Raw genomic sequence first — 18,003 nt, 5'->3', positions numbered from 1 at the left:
CACCGCGTCGTGCGGCGCAATCTCGCAAGATATCGCCGCCGCCGGACGGACGGTAGCGAAAGGTTCGACGGTCAGCCTTGAGTGGCTTTCATGGCACGCTCGGTGGCCAGCAGTTGTTGCTTGATGTCCATGCCCCATCGCCACCCGCCGAGGCTGCCGTCCTCGCGGATGATGCGGTGACAAGGGACGAGCAGGGCCAGCTTGTTGCTGCCACAGGCGCGACCGATGGCACGCGCCGCCTTAGGTACGCCCAGCGCCGCGGCCAGTTCGCCGTAGCTCAGCGTCTCGCCACGGGGAATGCGCGTGAGCGCATCCCATACGCGCCACTGGAAAGCGGTGGCGGCGACATCCAGCGGTGGCAGGGCGGGGGCATCGCGATCGCTCCAGCCGAGGTCGTGGGCCACGCGGGCGATGACCGCGTCGAGCCATTCCTCGCGGCCCTCGTCGACCCGTTCCCGCTCGGCAAGGGGAAATTCCTCCGCCAGACGCGTCTCGAGTTCACGATCGTCCTGGCCCAGCGTCACCGAGCAGATGCCCTTCGCGGTGGTGGCGACCAGCAGTCGGCCCAGTGGCGTGTGCGTGGTGGTATAGCGAATCGAGGCGCCGGCGCCCCCGGCCCGGTAGCTGGCGGGAGTCATGCCAAGGCGGCGGTCGCTTTCCTCGTAGACCCGGCTACCGGAGCCGAAGCCTGCTTCGTAAACGGCATCGGTGACCGCCGCACCGTCGCGCAGGACCTCGCGCAGCTGATGGAACCGGCGGGCGCGGGCGTATTCGGCGGGGCTGACGCCGTAGCGGCGCCGGAAGGCGCGCTGCAGATGGGTCGGGCTCAGCCCCGCGATGGTGGCGAGGCTGGCGAGATCGGTGGCGCCGTCGGCCTGCTCCAGGGCGGCGCGGACGCGTTCGAGTGCATCGTCGGCGGCGGGACGCATGGCGTAAGCCTGAGAGTTCATGGTGGCCTCCTTCATGGGAGGCCAGCGTAAGCGGGGCGGCGCCCCGTCACCATCCGCTTCTTGCGGACCCGATCAGTGGTGGATGGGCGTGTTCTGCCGGATCACCACGAACTCGCCTTCCAGCACGTCCGGGTCTTTCGGCGAGGCGGGCCGCGCCGTGCCGGCCGCGCGGCCGTGGGCGAGCTTCCACTGGCGCACGGCGAGGAAAACCAGCCCGCCGGCCATCAGGACGCCGAGCACGACCACGCCGAAGACGAGCAGCACCCCCACCACGGCGAGGCCCAGCACCAGCGACAGGGCGCGGACGAGGGGATTACGCGAACGGCGGATGGGTGGGAAGACGAAGCGCATTGGTTAAAAATCCGTATGGCACAATGACATGCGTGCGAGCCTCTTTACCTTGGGGCAATCGATCCTCATAGACAAGTGCCATGACTACTACCGCCGACACCGCTCCTCTCTGCCTGCTGGCGGACATTCCCGATGGCAATGCCATCGAAATCGAGACCCTGGTCGATGGCGAGGTGGAGTCCCTGCTGGTCTACCGGCACGGCGACGAGGCTCATGCCTACTTCAACGTATGCCCGCACGCGGGCCGGCGACTGGACTACGCCCCCGGGAAATTCCTTGTCCGCAGCGGGCAGATCATCTGCGCCGCTCATGGGGCGACCTTCACGGCCGAAAGCGGGGATTGCACGGCGGGGCCATGCCGGGGAGACCGCCTGCGGGCCGTGCCGGTAGGGGTGTTCGACGGCGCCGTACGCCTCGACTCTGAAGAACCGAGAACCCCTACCGGTACATCAGATTGATGGTCACCAGCGTCAGCGCGAGGATCAGGATCGTCAGCGGCAGGCCCACGCGGAGGAAATCCTTCGAGCGGTAGCCGCCGGGTCCGGCGACCATCATCAAGGCGGGATGGCCGGACGGCAGCAGGAACGTGTTCGACGACGATACCGCCACGATCAGCGCGTATGCCGACGGATTGCCGCCCGTGCTGACCGCCACGCTGATCGCGATGGGAACCATCATCACCGTGGCGCCCACGTTCGACATCACCTGCGAGAACATCAGGGTCAGCACGGCGATGGAGAGCTGCAGCGTCCATTGCGGCGCGTGGCCGAGGATGGCCAGCACTTCCTGGGCGATCCAGGAGGCGGTGCCCGTGGAATCCATCGACCAGCCCAGCGGAATGAGGCAGGCGGTGACGAAGATGGTCTTCCAGTTGATCGCCTTGTAGGCCTCGTCCATGTTGAGCACGCCGGTGAGCAGCATGCCCACCGCGCCGGTCATCATCGCCACGGAGAGGTCGAGATGGGTGAACAGGGCCAGGCACTTGGCCAGCACGAAGAAGCCCACCGCCTGCCAGATCTTGCCGGGGCGCTGCTCTTCCTTGGGGATGTCGGTGACCACGACGATGTCGCGGTCTTCCTCGGCCAGCATCAGGTCGCGCCACTTGCTGTGCAGCACGAGGGTGTCGCCCGCGCGCAGCGTCACGGAACGCACGTCCTCGCGGTAGACCTCGTCGCCGCGGTTCACCGCCAGCACCGAGATACCGAAGCGCTTGCGCAGTCGCAGGTCGCCCACCGTCTGCTTGATGAAGCGCGAACTCGGCGGTACCACGGCTTCGGAAATACCGGCGCGGGTGGTGTTGAACTGGTCGCCCAGCTGACGCATGCGCATGGACACGCGACAGAGCTGGTTGTTGGCGAAGGCGTTGATGGCATCGCGCGGGGCCAGCACGCCGAGCACGGTGCCCACCCAGATCATCTGGTCCGAGGGTGGCGCCACGCGGCTCTCGTTGCCGTTCTTGATCGCGAGGATCAGCGGGGCGCCATGCAGTTGCTCCACCTCGCCGATGCTCATGCCCACCAGCGGGCTCTCGGCGGTGACGGTCAGCTCGGCGGTCTCGCCGGCGATGCCGTAGGTGTCGGCGAAGTAGCTCTCGGTACGGCCGGGGGTGACCTTGAGGCGTTCGTCCTCACGCTCCGGGAGCAGCTTGCGGGTGAAGAAGTAGAAGAACAGCACGCCGGTCACCGCCAGCACCAGGCCCACGGGCGTGACGCTGAAAAGACCGAACTTCGGGATGGTGTGCGCGCCCGGCGGCAGGTTGCTGTTCGCGCTGGCGATCAGGTCGTTGAGGACGATCAGCGGCGAGTTGGCGATCAGCGTGGTGTTGGTGGCGGTGAGGATGCAGAACGCCATCGGCAGCAACAGGCGCGACATCGGCACGCCCGTGCGCGCGGACAGGCGGCTGGTGACCGGGATCATCAGCGCGGCCAGCGCCTGGCTGGGAATGACCGCGCTGAACAGGCTGGTGACGCTGTTGATCACCACGCCCAGGCGCGATTCCACGCCACGGGCCATGCGCATGACGAAGGCGGCGGTGAGGTTGAGCACGCCGGCGCGGTCCAGGCCCGCGCCCATGATCATGATGGCGATGATGGCGATGACCGCGTTGCCGGCGAAGCCGTTGAACACCTGGTCGCCGGGGATCAGCCCGGTCAGGCCGATCGTGACCACCACCAGCAGGGCCACCATGTCGGCCCGGATCCACTCCAGAACGAGCATGAGCATGGTGAAGCCCACCAGGCCCAGCACGAGGATCATTTCGGGAGTGAGGGTCAGTGCCACTAGCCGGCTGTCCGGATCCGGTCGGTTGAGGCGTGCGGTGGCATGGTCTTGCCAGGCTGTGGATATTGCCGCAGGAGTATACGCGCTGGGCGTGGCTCCCGGCTGAAGCTGACGGCTCCCGATCCTCGTTGGCTCCTATCCGCTCATCGGCTGAGGTTGCTCAGCGCCAGGTCGACGATCGTATCGCCACGGCCACTCATCACCGCCTTCAGCGCGTACAGGCTGAAGCCCTTCGCCTGCTCCGCGGTGATCTTCGGCGGCATGGACAGCTCCAGGCGGTTGCTCACCACGTCCAGCAGCGCGGGGCCCTCGTGCGAGAGCACTTCGGCGATGGCCGAGGGCAGGTCGCTGGCGCGGGTCACGCGGCGGCCATGGATACCCATCGCGTTGGCCATGGCGGCGAAGTCCGGGTTGCGCAATTCCACGCCGGTTTCGAGCAGGCCCGCCGCCTTCATCTCCAGTTCGACGAAGCCGAGCGTGCCGTTATTGAGCACGATGACCTTCACCGGCAGCTTTTCCTGGGCCAGGGTGATGAAGTCGCCCATCAGCATCGAGAAGCCGCCGTCGCCGGACAGCGAGATCACCTGGCGACCCGGATAGGCGGCCTGTGCGCCGATGGCCTGGGGCATGGCGTTGGCCATGGAGCCGTGCACGAAGGAGCCGAGCAGGCGGCGCTTGCCGTTCATGCGCAGGTAGCGTGCGGCCCATACGGTGGGCGTGCCCACGTCGCAGGTGAACACGGCATCGTCCTCGGCCAATTCACTGACCAGGCGGGACACCTGCTGTGGATGGATCAGGTCATGGCCGGGCTCGATCCTCGCCAGTTCGTCCAGGCCCTCGCGGGCGCGGGCGTAGTGGGCGAGGCAGCGATCGAGATGGCCGCGCACGCGCTTGGGCTCGATGCGCGGAAGCAGTGCGCGAAGAGTCTCGCCGACATCGCCGACCACGCCCAGGTCCACGCGGCAACGCCGGCCGATGTTGCCGGGACGAATGTCCACCTGCGCGATCTTCGCGTCCTCCGGGTAGAACTGGCGATACGGGAAATCGGTGCCGAGCATCAGCAGCGTGTCGCAATCCTCCATCGCGTGATAGCCCGAGCTGAAGCCGATCAGGCCGGTCATGCCGACGTCGAAGGGATTGTCGTACTCGACGAATTCCTTGCCGCCGAGCGCATGCACGATGGGTGATTTCAGCGCATCGGCGAGCGCGATGAGTTCGCCGTGCGCACCGGCCGTGCCGCGCCCGCAAAGCAGGGTGACGCGCTTGCCGGCGTTGAGCAGGGCAGCCAATGCATCGAGTTCGCGCTCGGCCGGGATGACCTTCGGCGCGGGCGGAAGCAAGCCCGCCGCTGGCGTCACCTTCTTCACCGGCGACGCGCGCATGGCCACGTCGCCGGGAATCACCACCACGGCCACGCCGCGCTGCCCGACCGCCGCACGGATCGCCGCATCGAGCACGAAGGGCATCTGCGCCGGATCGGACACCATTTCGCAATACACGCTGCATTCGCGGAAGAGTTCCGTCGGATGCGTTTCCTGGAAGTACCCGCTGCCGATTTCCGCGCTGGGGATGTGCGCGGCGATGGCCAGCACCGGCGTGCGCGATCGATGGCAGTCGAACAGGCCGTTGATCAGGTGCAGGTTGCCGGGGCCGCAACTTCCTGCGCAAACGGCGAGTTGTCCCGTGAGCTGCGATTCGCCGCCGGCGGCGAATGCGCCAGCCTCTTCGTTGCGTACATGCACCCAGTCGATGCGGTGCCGCTCGCGCAGCGAATCGGTGATGGCATTGAGGCTGTCGCCCACCACGCCGTAGATACGACGGATACCGGCTTCTTCGAGGGTCTCGGCGATCAGGTCGGCAAGGTTGGAGATGGACATGGGGAAACTCCGTGGGCACGAAGTTCCATGTTATGCCGCGACGACGGTCAAGAGGCCGTCGTCGCGCCTATCCATTCGTATAGGTAATCCCATACGCCATGACCGAGTCGCGTGCCCCTGCGCTCGAAGTGCGTCTCGATGCGCCATGCCGGACGCTCCGCGGCTTCGCCCGGCCCGACGCGATTGCGCCAGCCATCGGCGGCTTCCATCGTCTCGCGCATGTGCTCCGCGTAGGCTTCCCAATCGGTGGCCAGATGCAGCAAACCGCCGGGTGCCATGCGCGATGCGAGCAACGCCACGAAGGCGGGTTGCACGAGGCGACGCTTGTTGTGACGCTTCTTGTGCCAGGGATCGGGGAACCAGATGCGTACCTCGGACAAGCTGCCCGCGGGGATCTCGTTTTCCAGTACCTCGACGGCGTCGTGCTTGTACAGGCGCACGTTGGACGCATCGCGCGCGGCCAGCGCGTTCATCAGGCGGCCGACGCCGGGGCCGTGTACTTCGACGCCGATGTAGTCGCGCGCGAGATCGTGTTCGCTCGCCCATGCCAAGGCTTCGCCGTTGCCGAAACCGATCTCGAGCACGCGCGGCGCGTGTCGGCCGAAGGTGGCGTCGAGGTCGCGCTCATGGCCCGTGTAGTCGAGACCGAAGCGTGCCCAGTGATCGTCGAACGCGCGCTGCTGCGCCGGGGTCATGCGACCCTCACGCAGTACGAAGCTGCGGATGCGGCGGTGGAACGGGGCGTCGCCCGGTGTGTCGTCGTCGTGTGCCATGGTCAACCGACCAGTCCGTCGACGGGGCTCGAGGCCGAGGCGAAACGCTTGCGCGGGATGCGCCCCGCACGGAAGGCGGCGCGGCCCGCCTCGACGGCGAGCTTCATCGCATGCGCCATCAGCACGGGATCTTTCGCGCCGGCGATGGCCGTGTTCATCAGCACGCCGTCGCAGCCGAGCTCCATCGCGATGGCAGCATCGGAGGCGGTGCCGACGCCCGCGTCGACGATGACCGGCACCTTCGCGTTCTCCACGATCTCGAGCAGGTTGTAGCGATTCTGGATGCCCAGGCCCGAGCCGATCGGTGCCGCCAGCGGCATGATCGCGGCGCAGCCGATCTCTTCCAGGCGACGGGCGAGGATGGGATCGTCGGAGGTGTAGACCATCACGTCGAATCCATCGGCCACGAGCTTTTCGGCCGCGGCCAGGGTCTGCACCACGTCGGGATAGAGCGTGCGTTCGTCGCCGAGCACCTCCAGCTTCACCAGGTTGTGCCCGTCGAGCAGTTCACGTGCGAGACGGCAGGTGCGCACGGCATCGTCGGCGGTGTAGCAGCCGGCCGTGTTCGGCAGCAGGGTGAAACGGTCGGGTGGCAGCGCATCGAGCAGGTTCGGTTGGCTGGCGTCCTGGCCGATGTTCACGCGGCGGATCGCCAGGGTGACGATCTGCGCGCCCGCGGCCTCGGTGGCCCGGCGGGTCTCGTCGAAATCCTTGTACTTGCCGGTGCCGGTGAGCAGCCGCGAGTGGAACGTGCGGCCGGCAACGGTGAGCAGGTCGTCGGCGGCGGGAGAGAAATGGTTCATGCGGGCTATCCGTGGGAGGGCGCGGGGCGTCAGCCGCCGCCAATGGCGTGGACGATCTCCACCCGGTCGCCTTCGGCAAGCAGGTGCGTCGGGTGCGCGCTGCGCGGCACGATCTCTAAGTTGACCTCCACCGCCACGCGCTTGCCGGCATAACCGGCGGCGTCGAGCAGGGCGGACACGGAAGTGCCGGGCGCGCATTCGCGCGCGTCGCCGTTAAGAGTGATCAGCATCCGCCAATTGTACCCAACCCACCTTCCGGAAAAACCGCAACGACCCTCACCGCCCCCGCCAACCATTCCCACCACCCTGCAACGGAATCCCCGTCCCTGGCTGGTTGCCCGATCCCATGCCGGTGCCCGGAAGCGGCGCCCTGCTGTTCGTCATGCCCGTGCCAGGCTGCGGCTGGGGATTCCCGTAGCCACCATTCCAGCCATTCCGCCAGCGGTTGTCCCGCTCCGCAGGCCGCTGCGGCGCCAGTTTCACGCCGGCTCCGCTGGCCGAGGCGTTTCCGCCGGAGGGGGCGGCCAGGCTCACCGAGCCGTTCCGGCCATGGTCGTGATCGTGCCCGCCGTCGTGACCATTGCCCGGACCGTCGTGGTCGTGTCCATGCCCGTTGTCGTGGCCGTCGTGCCCGTGTCCGCGCCGGTCATCCCGGTCGTAGCCGTAACCGTAGCCCGGGGGATAGCCACCGCCGTAGTAATAACCGCTTTCCGCCACGGAGCCATCGCCGTAGCCGGAGGGGGCACGATAGCCATCGCCACCCACGGCATCCTGCCCGCCTGCATAGAACCGTGGCGGCTGGGGCAGGCTTCCGGTACTCACGGTGTCCTTGCGAACGGGTACGGAGGGGCCGGAAATGTAGCTGACCCCCGGCTTGGGCATGTCGGCCGTGGACACGGTGCGCGATTGCGCACCCGCGACACCCGCGCCGAGCGCGAGCCCGATGGCGATGGAAAGCGAAAACGCACGACGCATGGCACGACCCTCGTAGGGATTCCCTCGCCGGATTATGCGCGCAGGGCCTGGAGCCGGCGTAAGAACCCACGGACGCGTTCAGCCACCCGCCACCTTTCCCCCATCGCCACTGTCGTATTACCATCCATGCCCGACGCGGGTGTAGCTCAATGGTAGAGCTGTAGCTTCCCAAGCTACTGACGAGGGTTCGATTCCCTTCACCCGCTCCAGCTTCCTTTGTAGCCCTTGCGGCACAACGGTTGCAGGCAATCAGCGATACCCATCACGGCCCTTCAAAAAGGTATCGTTTGAGGTATCGCCTTCGTGCCAAAGCCCCTTTTTCTGCATCGGCCTGCTGGACTCTATGTCCGCTTTCGTGTGCCTGCGGACCTGCTGCCCGTCGTTGGCTCCCGCTTCCTTGTTCGCCCTCTCCGGATGGTCAAAGGTGACCGCGCTCGGCTGGTTGCCGAGACCATGGCTGTGGCACTCTCCGAGGCGTTCGACCGACTCAGACAGGGGAATGTCGTGGACCTAAAAAAGGCGCTGGATGCTGCCCGCAGCGGTGGGCGCGGTGACCTCACGCTGGGAGAGGTCGCATTGCCCAACGGCACCGTCCTCCGCAACGTCCAAATCGACAACGACCAGGATGCTCGGCAGTTCCAGGCCATCGTGAGAGAGGCGAGCGAGCAGGCGGCGTCCCCACAAGCAAAAGGTCCGGCAGTGCAGCGCCCGGGCCGGGTCAAGCAGGAAGACATGCTGACCCACCAGCTTGGGGTGCATGTGCGTGACTTGGAGCGGGCGGGAAGTGAGAAGAAAACCATTCTCGACAGTCGCCATACCCTTCGCCTGTTTGCCGGCATTATCGGCGACAAGCCGGTCGCCGCCCTGACCTCGGACGACTGCCGGTTGTTCTTCGACGAGGTGTGCTTTTGGCCGCGAAACGCGTCGAAGATTCCCGGCAACAAGGATTTGTCCGTGCGGGACATCATCAGGAAGGCCAAGGCCGTTGGTGTCGAACCACCCGCCGGTCACACCCTGAGCAAGCACCGGCAGCGCCTGTCGGCGTTCTTCAACTTCCTCATCGAGAACGACAAGGTTCAGCGGAATCCGTTGAAGGGCATTGCCAAAGCGTCGAGTTTTGATACGGATGAAGACACGGGGCGTGCGTTTACCCAAGCCGAGCTCGATGCCATCTTTGAGCCCGTGGCCTTTGCCGCATGGTCTGCGAAATACCCGCACCGGTTCTGGGCGCCGCTCATCGGGTTGTTCACAGGTGCGCGGGTGACCGAGGTCTCTCCCAGCTGCATGTCGATGACATTGCCGTGGAACACGGCGTGCCGGGGTTCTACATCCGGAAGGGAAAGCCGGGTCAGAAGCTCAAAAACAAAGGCTCCCTCCGCTTCATCCCCATTGCGAAACCTTTGCTGGACGCTGGATTCCTCGACTTTGTCGAGGACATGCGCAGTGCCAACCACGAGCGATTATTCCCACACCTCCCAAACAACGACGGCAACGGGTTCGGCAGGCAGATGAGCCGGCAGTTTTCCGTCTACATCAAGGCGCGGGGTGTTGCCGACCCCGGCATGGGCTTTCATGCCTTCCGCCACACCTTTGCAACCAGGCTCGACCGGGCGGGCGTGGGCCATGGGACGATTTCCCGCATCACCGGCCACACGCTCGAAGGCGGTGTTTTGCCCAAGTTCTACATCGATGCACCAAGTCTGCCGGAACGTGTGACCGCACTCGCCAGGTTCGACCCGTGCGTCAAGGTTCCCGCGTACAGGCGGGGGCAATTTGCCATTCCTTTGCGGCCAAGGCGCCAGAAGGAGGGAGGTTGATGCGCACCAACCATGTCCTCGTCGACTGACCTGCTCCCCCGCCGAGCTTCAATTGGTCGTGGATCGGTGCGGGCGTTACCAGCAGCGTTATCTGGATGGCCCAGACGAAGCACGGTTCGTTCGGCTCTCGGTCGCGAGCGAGCATCGGGAGGGATGCGAGCAACACCAGCCAGAGCATGGCGAGCCAAGCAGCGGCCAGCCAAGATGGGGCGATCAGCACGCGGGACAGCGCGAAGCGTCGGCGTGGACACGATGCTGCCAGACATTTGATCCGCCGTACCGCCCTGGTGGCGATGACCTTCGCGATAGGTAGCGAGGACCGCCAGATGGGAAGGAAGCTTCCGATCGCGAAAAGTATAAACCTAGCCATCGTCCTGGGGCCAGCAACATCAAGGCAACGCCGGTGGCTAAGGCAACTTGGTCAAGGCGGGCGAGAAGCGATCGAAGGAGGGGCAGCACGCGGCGGCCTTGTGGGAAAGGAGCTGCTGTTATCGGGTGTTCTTCCGGGAGCTTGAGGCACCGCCTGCCTGGTACCCCTCTCCAGCGCCGTCAAGAATTGAAACAGCGTGCCGCTACAGGGGCATCATTATGGAAGCAGCATGCATGCCCAAGGCCAACGGAATCTTCGAAATCGCTTATGCCGCCGCCTCCGGGCGCCTCTGCCTATTCACCGGCACCGGGTTTTCCAAAGCGGTCACCGACGGGCAGGCTCCCACCTGGCAGGGCCTGTTGGAGGCTGTTTGCGAGCCGCTACCGAAGAAAGATGAGTTGCTGGTCGCGCTGTTCCCGCGCGACCATCCGCATCCGCTGGCCATGGAAGAGGCCGCACAGGTGCTCCAGCTGGAACTGCGTAAGCTTGGCAGGGACATCTACACCGACATCGCCGCCCAAGTGTCCGGGCTGACACTTGGCAAAGGCAACGAACCTATTCAGGCGTTCCTGTCAAAGCACGAGCTAAGCGCAATCACGACCAATTACGACAAGCTACTCGAGCAGCTTGCGGGACTCCAAGCGTGTCACTCGCTCACGCCAGGCCTCCCGGTGCCCCGCTCCAAGGCGCGCATCACGGTGTACCACGTTCACGGCTCGGTAGATTCTCCAGACAACATGGTTGTGACCTCGGAAGACTACTTCCGCTTCATTAACGGGCAGAGCTACTTTTCGCGCAAGCTGAGCACCATCCTGCACGAGAACACAGTCGTCATCCTCGGATACTCCTTGGGTGACACGAACCTGAAAGCCATCTTGAGCGACTACAAGGGATTCTCCCGCGCACAGGTGCTCGGATCCAACATTTTCTTGGTCTCTCGTGAGGCAGTGAGCCCCCACATCAAGGACTACTACGCCCATTGTTTTGGCATCCGCGTGATCGACGAAATGGAGGTCGTGGACTTCTTCGCGGAGGTCAATGCGGACCTGCCCAGCGCAGAGAAGGTGGAACGCTCCGTCGAAAACATCCGGAATGTCATTCAAAACAAGCACGTCTCTTATGCATCGGCGTACTTGAAGCTTGAGCATTCGTTCTATGAGATTGTGGCGTCCATAGGCGCCACGGGCATGAGCATCAATGACTCGAAGGTCGTTGCAACCTTGGGACGCGTGCTGGACGACAAGACCAAACTCACGGGTGACGATGGCGCCTGGGAGCAATACGAGCATCTGGCCAAATGGCTTGTGTACCTGGCCAGCATCCTGGAACTCAGAGGCACCGCCATCGAAGCATCCTTCCTTGCCGCAAGCAAGCGGTCCATGGATACCATGGCCAGCAATTGGAAGCGGGGCTATTCATGGGGTGCCTACAAGGCGTGGGCACATCAGTGGCCGTCAATCCTGGTGTCCAACCGGATATTGATCAAGGCCTTCATTTTGGCCAATGAGCCAACGAGCGATGCCCTGGCCGTGGTGTCGCGAGACTGAGATAACGTCATGGGGCTCGTCGGTTATCCTCAGGCTATCAACACCGCGTGCGATGACCTAAACCATCCTAAGACCTCAACCCGCCGCAACAACCTCCGCCACAAACCCCCGATACGAATGAAGCGGCCGCCCCAGCAGCGCCACCAGCCGCTCGACATCGCCAGCCTCCGGAACCATCCCCTCCGTGACAAACCGCTCACCCATCAGGCGCATGTCGAAAGCCATCCAGCTGGGCATGTACTGGCGGAGGCTCTTCTCGAATCCATCCATGTCTTCACCCAGGTAGGCGACCGGCCGGCCAAGCACGTCCGTCCAGATCGCGGCGACATCCGCTCCGGTGAGCGTGTCAGGGCCGACGACATTGATCCGGTTGAGCGGCAGCGGTTCGGCCGCTTGCTCGCGGCGGAGCAGTTCGATGGCCACGATCTCGCCGACGTCCCGCGTATCGACCATCGCCAGGCCCTTGCTGCCGATGGGCATGGGGTAAACACCATACCCGGTGACCACATCCTTGATCGAAAGATCATTATTGATGAAGTAGGCCGGACGCAGGATCGTCGCGTGGAGGCCCATGTCCTCGATCATGCGCTCGACGCCGTACTTCCCGGCGAAGTGCGGAACGTTCACGTAGACGTCGCTGTGGATCACCGACAGGTAGACGATGCGTTCGATGCCTGACTCGCGGGCGATGTTTAGCGCGATGAGTGCCTGGGTGTACTCGTCGGCGGTCACGGCATTGAGCAGGAACAGCGTGGAGACGCCCGAGAAGGCCGCCCGCAGGGAGTCGACGTCGAGCAGGTCGCCTTGAGCGACGGCAACAGTTGCCGGGAAGTTCGCCTTCGAAGGATCGCGTACGAGTGCGCGGACGTCGGCGCCGCGCTTCGCGAGCTGCTCGACGACGTGGCGGCCGACATTGCCTGTGGCTCCGGTAACGAGGATGGTCATGATGATTACTCCGGTTATTTAAGCGAGTGGTGGGGAATACGGATTCAGAGGGAGAAATGGACGGCGACCGGTGAGGTACGAACCAAACGATAGAGGGTTCCACATTCGATACACAGACCATAGAATCGAGACACCTGGTACTAAATATGAGACACCATGGATCTCAATGCGCTCGATGATTTCCGTCTCGTGGCAACCCACGGAGGCTTTGGAAAGGCCGCTCGTGCCACGGGCCGATCCAAGGCGACGCTGTCGCGTCGGGTTGGCGATCTGGAAGAAGAGCTAGGGGCTCGTCTTATCGAGCGCGGCACGCAACGCCTGGAGCTGACGGACGCAGGCCAGTTGTTGGTGGGGCGCACGGAAGGGCCCATGCGCGAAGTTGCCGAAGCGTTCGCGGCCGTGCGCGATGGGCTTGCCATGCCACGCGGTCGTTTACGTATCGCGGCACCGCAGTTGTTCTCGCAACTCGCCTTGGGAGGGCTGGCCGCGAAATTCCTCGAGCGTTACCCGGAAGTACAGATCGAGACCGTGTCGGAGGATCGTTTCGTCGACCTGGTCGATGAACATTTCGATGTGGCTATCCGCATCAATCCGCAGAAGGACAGCGACCTCGTCGGGCGTTGCTTCGCCCGGGATCGGTTGGTCCTCATCGCGGCGCCATCCGTCCCGATGCCCAAGGGTCGCCGGGACGGACTTTTCAAAATGCCGGCCGTGGTCATGTCCACCTATCGCGATGGCGATGTGTGGACCGTTCGCAATGGCAAGCTCGCCATCGAGCCGCAACCCGTGCTGCGCCTGTCGTCGCTCCTGATGGTCCGCGATGCCGTTGCCTCGGGCGCGGGTGTTGCCTTGCTGCCGCAATCGATCGTGGGAAGCCTGCTCGAAAGCGGAGACCTCGTGACATGGGGGATCGCGGGTGATGACGTCGAGCTTTGGGTGTTGCATACGTCGCGACGTCTGCAAAGCCCGAAAGTACGGGCTTTCGTGGAATTCATGGCGCAGCAGTACCCCAGCGGATCGTTCACCGTACCGCTGAGGTAGATGGGGCTCGGCTCTTCCATGCTGTCGACCGGGCGATACCCGGAGACGTGTAGATCGACGATACCGCTCGTCCGGGTGGTTTCTTGGCCACCTATCTGGCGGTCGCGTTCCCAGTCAGCCACGGCTGCGGTTCGACCAATTCAAACACGCTGGACTCCACCGCGTCTTTACGCAAGTGCGGCCCATGGCCGGCGCCATAGACGACGAGCACGCGGTCCCCTGGCTTCGTCGCCAGCGCGCGGATATGCGTGAAGATGCGCAGGTTGCGCGCATACCATTGGCCGACCCATGCCGCGCCCGGATTGTTGGTGTCGTCGCCGAAGAGCGGTAGCTCGAAATAGCCTTTCTGATCCTGATTCATGCATTTGGGATCGTTCCACATGAGGTACCAGTCGGTCACGCTGTGGCCTTTCAGGTACTCGGTCTCCTTCGCCGCCGTGGCTTTCCACGGGGCGACGGTGTTTTCCAGCAGGTCCGCCTTGCCATGTGCCTTCGCCCATGCCATCCAGTCGTAGTCGGCATCCTTGCCTGGGGCATCTCCATTCCAGTCGACGGCATCGACACGCGGTAGTCCCAGCTGTTTGGCCAGCCGCAATCCGATCTGGTCGGTTTCGTCTGCCGTCAAGATGTAACGGCCGGCCCGATAGTCCGCGTAACGCTTATCGAGCTCGGCTTGCTTGGCATAGGGGTATTCGATCGCGATGTGCGTGGGCTTCCAGGCCGCGAGCCGCGCGACCATCTGCTCGATCTCGGCCTGGCGTGCCGGCGTCCGCACGTCCTCCACATGCGTATTGGCCACGTCGCGATTGTGGTTGGCCAGGTGGCCCGAGCCGAGGAACATCATTTTCGGCACCTCCTGCGCCGTGGCGGCGAGCGACGCCACGGCCAGGAGGGTGGCGGATATCCAGCGATGCATGTGATCCCCTGCGCTGATGAGTGAGCAGGTGGGATGCCTGGCCTGCCTGGATGGTTGGCATGACTGATGGCATGACCAGCGGACTCGGCTATGCCAGGCAAGGACGGCTAAGTCGCCACCACGTCGTACTCGTGAGCCGTACCGTGCGAAGCTATGGCCACGCGATACTCCATCAGCAACGGCGACGGCATCCGGCATGCCGGGTGCATCCGGGCCAACTGCAGGATCGATCCCGAGACCCCACTCATCAGGCCTGGGGTAAACGCATCGCGTGCCAGGCCACCGACGATGCCGTGCTCCTCGATGCTGGACAGCACGATGGCGGCGGCTGGCAGTCCCGTGTCCGGCACGAGGGACGGATCGAGCCGCGCCGCACGCGTCAGCAACTCCCAGGTGCTGAGATCACCGTGGCACAGGGTGTGACTGTGTCCCCAGCCACCTTCGGCGGCGGCGCGCACCGCGCGGCGCAGCGTGTCCAGGTGGCGTGGGTGCCGTGTGCGCTCGTAGAGGTCGCATGCCGCCAGTCCGATGCCGACGCTGCCGTGGCACCAGGTGTTCGCGAAGTCGTCGCTGTCCGGTTTGCGTACGTCGATCCAGTTGCCCGCCTTCGTATCGTATAGCGATTCCTCGAAATCGAAGGCCAACTCGGCGAGGTTGAGCCAGCGGTGGCGGTCGATGGCGTTTCCGGCATCGCTGAGGCCGAGGCGTGTGAGTGCCCAGCCGGTACCCGTCGCGCCATGGGCGAACCCCCCGATCGGTTCGCTGAAGATCGACGCGGGCCAACGCGCGCCACGCTCGTCGACGATGGCTGTCGCCTCGAGATGCCTGCCCGCCCGCTCCGCGAGGGCCAGCCAGCGCGGATCGCCGGTGGCGTCCGCGAGGTTGAGCAGGGGAACGATCGCGCCGCCCACGCCTTCCAGGATGTCGAGCACGCGTTCGTTCTCGATATCCCAGCGTTCCATGCGTGTCGCCTGCGCCACGGCGCGGGACAGGAATTCCTCGCCCGGGTGCAGGTAATCGAGGGTCAGCCACGTCTGTACCTGCGAACCCAGCCCGATGAAACCGCCGATCGCCTCGGCTTCGTCGGTGTCCTCGGCGGCACGCAGGATGCGGAGCACGCCATGCAATGCCTCGGTGACCCCGGCGACTTCGTCGACGCGGCCATGCCGCATTTCCTCGGCGTATCCGGCGAGTGCCAGCGCGATACCGCCCAGGCCGACGTAGACATTGGACTGCAGCGTGCGCATCGTCCAGCCGCCACGGCCGAGGATCGGGCTGATCCAGGTCATGGTGCCGTCGTCACCGCGCACGGACAGGCGAAGGAGTTGTTCGAGCGTCTCCCGGGCCATCGCCCGCCGCCGCCGATCGAGATCGCCGGCATGAGCGTTCCGGGCGGAAAGATCGTAGGGCGAACGCTTGTCGTCGTTGAGCCGCACATTGAGGTGGGCGGTAACGAGGGCGCCGCGAATGGTCAGTTCCTCCAGCTCGATACGCATGTCCAGCCAGGCCTGGAACACCTCGTCCCGCTGCGACTCATCCAGAACATTGGCGAAGACGGGAACGTCGCCATGGCGCATGTCGTCGATCTCACCGGCGATGATGGCCGGATCGGAAGGGGCGACGGGCGAGACGGCGGCATTCCGCGCCAGGAGATCGCGCGCCCGCTCGATGGCGGCCGGTTCGTCGTGAAGTGATGCCGGATGCCAGAGCATGCGCATCACCTCGACATACGCCTGGGTCGGCCGCCGGATGCGTCGTATACGGCAGCCGACGAAGGCTTCGAGCAAGGGCGTGAGCGCTCCATTGTGGTGCCGTTCGGCGAGCGCATCGCTCATCGTGCGGAAGCCCGTGACGATGTCTTCCCAGAAACGTGAGATGTCGGGGTTGGTGCAGGGATGGTTCTTGCCGGTCTCTATCTCGACGCTGACCAGTCCGACCCGGGCGTCGGTCGTCCCGGCATCGACGATCTCCGGAACGCGGACCTTCGGTTGCTCGCCCTGAAGCGCGCCGATGGCGGAGATGTCGACGCCGTCCAGGCCCAGCACTGGCGCACGGAAGGGGACGAGTCCCGTGCGCAGCACCGAGGAGCGGATGAGCGCCTGCGCGAGGTCGACGGCTTCGCCCTTCTGCGAGGGCGGAAGCGGAATCTCCGTGACGAACAGGCTTTCGACATCGACCACGTATGGGATGGTGGACGACGCGATCAGGTTCTCGTAGTGGATGTCGGTGCCGCCGAGCAATCGCATGACCGCGAGCCAATGCCCGATGTTGCGATAGAAGACGGCAAGCTGCGCGTCGTCGGTGCAATGAACATGGTCGACGTGGCGGCTCCATCCATAATCGCCCCGGTCGAGCACCGCGGGTACGCGTATGCGCGAAGGATCGTCGTGCAGCACCGTGTCGAGAAAACGATCCAGTACGGCGTCGACGCGTAGCGACCTCGGCTTGTACATGACCGTGCCGCCGGCGAAAGTCAGGCGTGCCACGGACTGTCCGCCCTCGTGGACATCGCCCTCGCCGAGGTAGAGCGAGCGCAGCTCACCAAGATCGGTCCCCACGAAGAGGGACAAGGCTTCGCGGTCGGCGGCCAGCCGCGAAAGCATGGAAGCGATGGCATGGCGTTGCTGGTTCAACACCCGCGCGAGGCGGGGGATCAGCACGGGATAGCGGCGATCGATCGCCGCGACGAAAGCGGGCGTCATGGCTTGCGCGACGAAGGCGGCGAAACGCTCGGCTTCGGTTCCCTCGGGCAGATCACCGGAGAGCTTTGCCGCGTGCAGTTCCAGCAGGAGTACGCGGTTGAGCTTTCGCTCCGCGTTGTCGAGCAAGGCGCGTTCCGCGACCTTTGCGACGAGGAGGCGTTCCATGTCATCGAGCCCGGATTGACGGGCGATGTCCTCGGCGAGTCGCCGGCGTGCGTCGTCCGCAAGGAAGGCGATGACTGGGGCGAAGGCGTTCTGCGACGCGGTTGCATCCATGGGCGGTCCCGACGATACCGTTGTGGTTTCTAGGATGGCGAAGGGATAGCCGTGGTGTTGGCCACGGCTATCGCGGCTACCGCGAGTTAGCAGCAGACGCCCGGCCGGGAGGCCGTACAGGAACTACAGTTGGAAATCAGTGCGATGTCCGTGCTGGTCATCGCCATCACCGTCTGGGCATGGCCCTCGGTGTAGAGCGAACCCGCCGGATTGTCATACCCACCTACGCTGTCGGCGCCACTCAACCATCCCGCCAGGATCTTGTCGGTCTGCATACGAGTACTCCTCAGGTGTTACGAATGTGCGCCCGGACGTTGAAGAAGCGCGTCGCGGCGGGCGCGTCCACGACGACGCCACCGGAGCATTCTGATGATTCCGGG

Annotated in this window: 15 protein-coding genes, 1 tRNA gene and 1 pseudogene; 5 read left to right on the top strand and 12 right to left on the bottom strand. The window is 64.8% G+C overall.

The window, feature by feature from the left end; translation table 11 throughout:
• Positions 1–71: 71 nt before the first annotated feature.
• Complete coding sequence (locus J2T07_RS15390) at positions 72–950, bottom strand: methylated-DNA--[protein]-cysteine S-methyltransferase (RefSeq protein ID WP_306850988.1); 879 nt, start codon at positions 948–950, stop codon at positions 72–74.
• A gap of 72 nt (positions 951–1,022) precedes the next feature.
• Positions 1,023–1,301 (bottom strand): hypothetical protein, encoded by a 279-nt coding sequence (locus J2T07_RS15385; protein ID WP_306850987.1) that lies wholly within the window; start codon positions 1,299–1,301, stop codon positions 1,023–1,025.
• 80 nt (positions 1,302–1,381) lie between these two features.
• On the opposite strand from J2T07_RS15385, the gene J2T07_RS15380 reads away from it, so the two are divergent.
• On the top strand, positions 1,382–1,759 hold the full coding sequence (locus J2T07_RS15380; RefSeq protein ID WP_306850986.1) for a Rieske (2Fe-2S) protein: 378 nt from the start codon (positions 1,382–1,384) through the stop codon (positions 1,757–1,759).
• On the opposite strand, the gene J2T07_RS15375 is transcribed toward J2T07_RS15380, so the two are convergent.
• The 6 genes from J2T07_RS15375 to J2T07_RS15350 all read right to left on the bottom strand — a co-directional run bounded on the left by J2T07_RS15375 (position 1,740) and on the right by J2T07_RS15350 (position 8,009).
• Positions 1,740–3,557: an SLC13 family permease gene (locus tag J2T07_RS15375; RefSeq protein ID WP_306851252.1), complete on the bottom strand. Its 1,818-nt coding sequence runs from the start codon at positions 3,555–3,557 to the stop codon at positions 1,740–1,742. The two genes, J2T07_RS15380 and J2T07_RS15375, sit on opposite strands and share 20 nt — an antisense overlap.
• Positions 3,558–3,724: 167 nt before the next feature.
• Complete coding sequence (poxB, locus tag J2T07_RS15370) at positions 3,725–5,458, bottom strand: ubiquinone-dependent pyruvate dehydrogenase (protein ID WP_306850985.1); 1,734 nt, start codon at positions 5,456–5,458, stop codon at positions 3,725–3,727.
• Positions 5,459–5,505: 47 nt separating this feature from the next.
• Positions 5,506–6,231: a tRNA (guanosine(46)-N7)-methyltransferase TrmB gene (gene trmB, locus J2T07_RS15365; protein ID WP_306850984.1), complete on the bottom strand. Its 726-nt coding sequence runs from the start codon at positions 6,229–6,231 to the stop codon at positions 5,506–5,508.
• A gap of 2 nt (positions 6,232–6,233) precedes the next feature.
• A complete protein-coding gene (locus tag J2T07_RS15360) occupies positions 6,234–7,034 on the bottom strand; it encodes a thiazole synthase (protein ID WP_306850983.1) in 801 nt (266 codons plus the stop codon).
• Between the two features lie 29 nt (positions 7,035–7,063).
• Complete coding sequence (gene thiS / locus J2T07_RS15355; RefSeq protein WP_306850982.1) at positions 7,064–7,264, bottom strand: sulfur carrier protein ThiS; 201 nt, start codon at positions 7,262–7,264, stop codon at positions 7,064–7,066.
• 46 nt (positions 7,265–7,310) lie between these two features.
• Entirely contained in the window at positions 7,311–8,009 is a 699-nt protein-coding gene (locus J2T07_RS15350; RefSeq protein ID WP_306850981.1) for a hypothetical protein, read from the bottom strand.
• Positions 8,010–8,144: 135 nt separating this feature from the next.
• On the opposite strand from J2T07_RS15350, the gene J2T07_RS15345 reads away from it, so the two are divergent.
• The 3 genes and pseudogenes from J2T07_RS15345 to J2T07_RS15335 all read left to right on the top strand — a co-directional run bounded on the left by J2T07_RS15345 (position 8,145) and on the right by J2T07_RS15335 (position 11,743).
• A tRNA-Gly gene (locus J2T07_RS15345) sits at positions 8,145–8,218 on the top strand.
• Between the two features lie 85 nt (positions 8,219–8,303).
• A pseudogene (locus tag J2T07_RS15340) lies at positions 8,304–9,826 on the top strand (tyrosine-type recombinase/integrase).
• 603 nt (positions 9,827–10,429) lie between these two features.
• Positions 10,430–11,743 (top strand): SIR2 family NAD-dependent protein deacylase, encoded by a 1,314-nt coding sequence (locus J2T07_RS15335; protein WP_306850980.1) that lies wholly within the window; start codon positions 10,430–10,432, stop codon positions 11,741–11,743.
• 75 nt (positions 11,744–11,818) lie between these two features.
• Here J2T07_RS15335 and J2T07_RS15330 read toward each other — a convergent pair whose 3' ends face one another.
• Complete coding sequence (locus J2T07_RS15330; RefSeq protein WP_306850979.1) at positions 11,819–12,688, bottom strand: SDR family oxidoreductase; 870 nt, start codon at positions 12,686–12,688, stop codon at positions 11,819–11,821.
• 156 nt (positions 12,689–12,844) lie between these two features.
• On the opposite strand from J2T07_RS15330, the gene J2T07_RS15325 reads away from it, so the two are divergent.
• Positions 12,845–13,729 (top strand): LysR family transcriptional regulator, encoded by an 885-nt coding sequence (locus J2T07_RS15325; protein WP_306850978.1) that lies wholly within the window; start codon positions 12,845–12,847, stop codon positions 13,727–13,729.
• A 91-nt stretch (positions 13,730–13,820) separates the two neighbouring features.
• Here the strand turns inward: J2T07_RS15325 and J2T07_RS15320 are convergent, their stop codons facing one another.
• The 3 genes from J2T07_RS15320 to J2T07_RS15310 all read right to left on the bottom strand — a co-directional run bounded on the left by J2T07_RS15320 (position 13,821) and on the right by J2T07_RS15310 (position 17,898).
• Positions 13,821–14,645 carry a DUF5694 domain-containing protein gene (locus tag J2T07_RS15320; protein ID WP_306850977.1) on the bottom strand — a complete coding sequence of 275 codons (825 nt, stop codon included), beginning with the start codon at positions 14,643–14,645 and terminating at the stop codon, positions 13,821–13,823.
• Positions 14,646–14,752: 107 nt separating this feature from the next.
• Positions 14,753–17,623, bottom strand: coding sequence for a type 2 lanthipeptide synthetase LanM family protein (locus tag J2T07_RS15315; RefSeq protein WP_306850976.1), 2,871 nt, complete (start codon positions 17,621–17,623; stop codon positions 14,753–14,755).
• A gap of 86 nt (positions 17,624–17,709) precedes the next feature.
• Positions 17,710–17,898 carry a DUF6229 family protein gene (locus tag J2T07_RS15310; RefSeq protein ID WP_306850975.1) on the bottom strand — a complete coding sequence of 63 codons (189 nt, stop codon included), beginning with the start codon at positions 17,896–17,898 and terminating at the stop codon, positions 17,710–17,712.
• Positions 17,899–18,003: the final 105 nt, after the last annotated feature.

It is taken from the genome of Luteibacter jiangsuensis, assembly GCF_030812295.1.
GTDB lineage: Bacteria > Pseudomonadota > Gammaproteobacteria > Xanthomonadales > Rhodanobacteraceae > Luteibacter > Luteibacter jiangsuensis_A.
The sequence above is the reverse complement of the archived record's forward strand: the minus strand, read 5'-3'. Positions and strand labels throughout refer to the sequence as shown.

Excerpts from the sequence above, each read along its gene's own strand:
- J2T07_RS15325 (WP_306850978.1), top strand. The coding sequence starts at position 12,845 with ATGGATCTCAATGCGCTCGATGATTTCCGTCTCGTGGCAACCCACGGA.
- J2T07_RS15335 (WP_306850980.1), top strand. The coding sequence starts at position 10,430 with ATGCCCAAGGCCAACGGAATCTTCGAAATCGCTTATGCCGCCGCCTCC.
- trmB (WP_306850984.1), bottom strand. The coding sequence starts at position 6,231 with ATGGCACACGACGACGACACACCGGGCGACGCCCCGTTCCACCGCCGC.
- J2T07_RS15315 (WP_306850976.1), bottom strand. The coding sequence starts at position 17,623 with ATGGATGCAACCGCGTCGCAGAACGCCTTCGCCCCAGTCATCGCCTTC.
- poxB (WP_306850985.1), bottom strand. The coding sequence starts at position 5,458 with ATGTCCATCTCCAACCTTGCCGACCTGATCGCCGAGACCCTCGAAGAA.
- J2T07_RS15330 (WP_306850979.1), bottom strand. The coding sequence starts at position 12,688 with ATGACCATCCTCGTTACCGGAGCCACAGGCAATGTCGGCCGCCACGTC.
- J2T07_RS15320 (WP_306850977.1), bottom strand. The coding sequence starts at position 14,645 with ATGCATCGCTGGATATCCGCCACCCTCCTGGCCGTGGCGTCGCTCGCC.
- thiS (WP_306850982.1), bottom strand. The coding sequence starts at position 7,264 with ATGCTGATCACTCTTAACGGCGACGCGCGCGAATGCGCGCCCGGCACT.
- J2T07_RS15350 (WP_306850981.1), bottom strand. The coding sequence starts at position 8,009 with ATGCGTCGTGCGTTTTCGCTTTCCATCGCCATCGGGCTCGCGCTCGGC.
- J2T07_RS15390 (WP_306850988.1), bottom strand. The coding sequence starts at position 950 with ATGAACTCTCAGGCTTACGCCATGCGTCCCGCCGCCGACGATGCACTC.
- J2T07_RS15380 (WP_306850986.1), top strand. The coding sequence starts at position 1,382 with ATGACTACTACCGCCGACACCGCTCCTCTCTGCCTGCTGGCGGACATT.
- J2T07_RS15385 (WP_306850987.1), bottom strand. The coding sequence starts at position 1,301 with ATGCGCTTCGTCTTCCCACCCATCCGCCGTTCGCGTAATCCCCTCGTC.
- J2T07_RS15360 (WP_306850983.1), bottom strand. The coding sequence starts at position 7,034 with ATGAACCATTTCTCTCCCGCCGCCGACGACCTGCTCACCGTTGCCGGC.
- J2T07_RS15310 (WP_306850975.1), bottom strand. The coding sequence starts at position 17,898 with ATGCAGACCGACAAGATCCTGGCGGGATGGTTGAGTGGCGCCGACAGC.
- J2T07_RS15375 (WP_306851252.1), bottom strand. The coding sequence starts at position 3,557 with ATGATCCTCGTGCTGGGCCTGGTGGGCTTCACCATGCTCATGCTCGTT.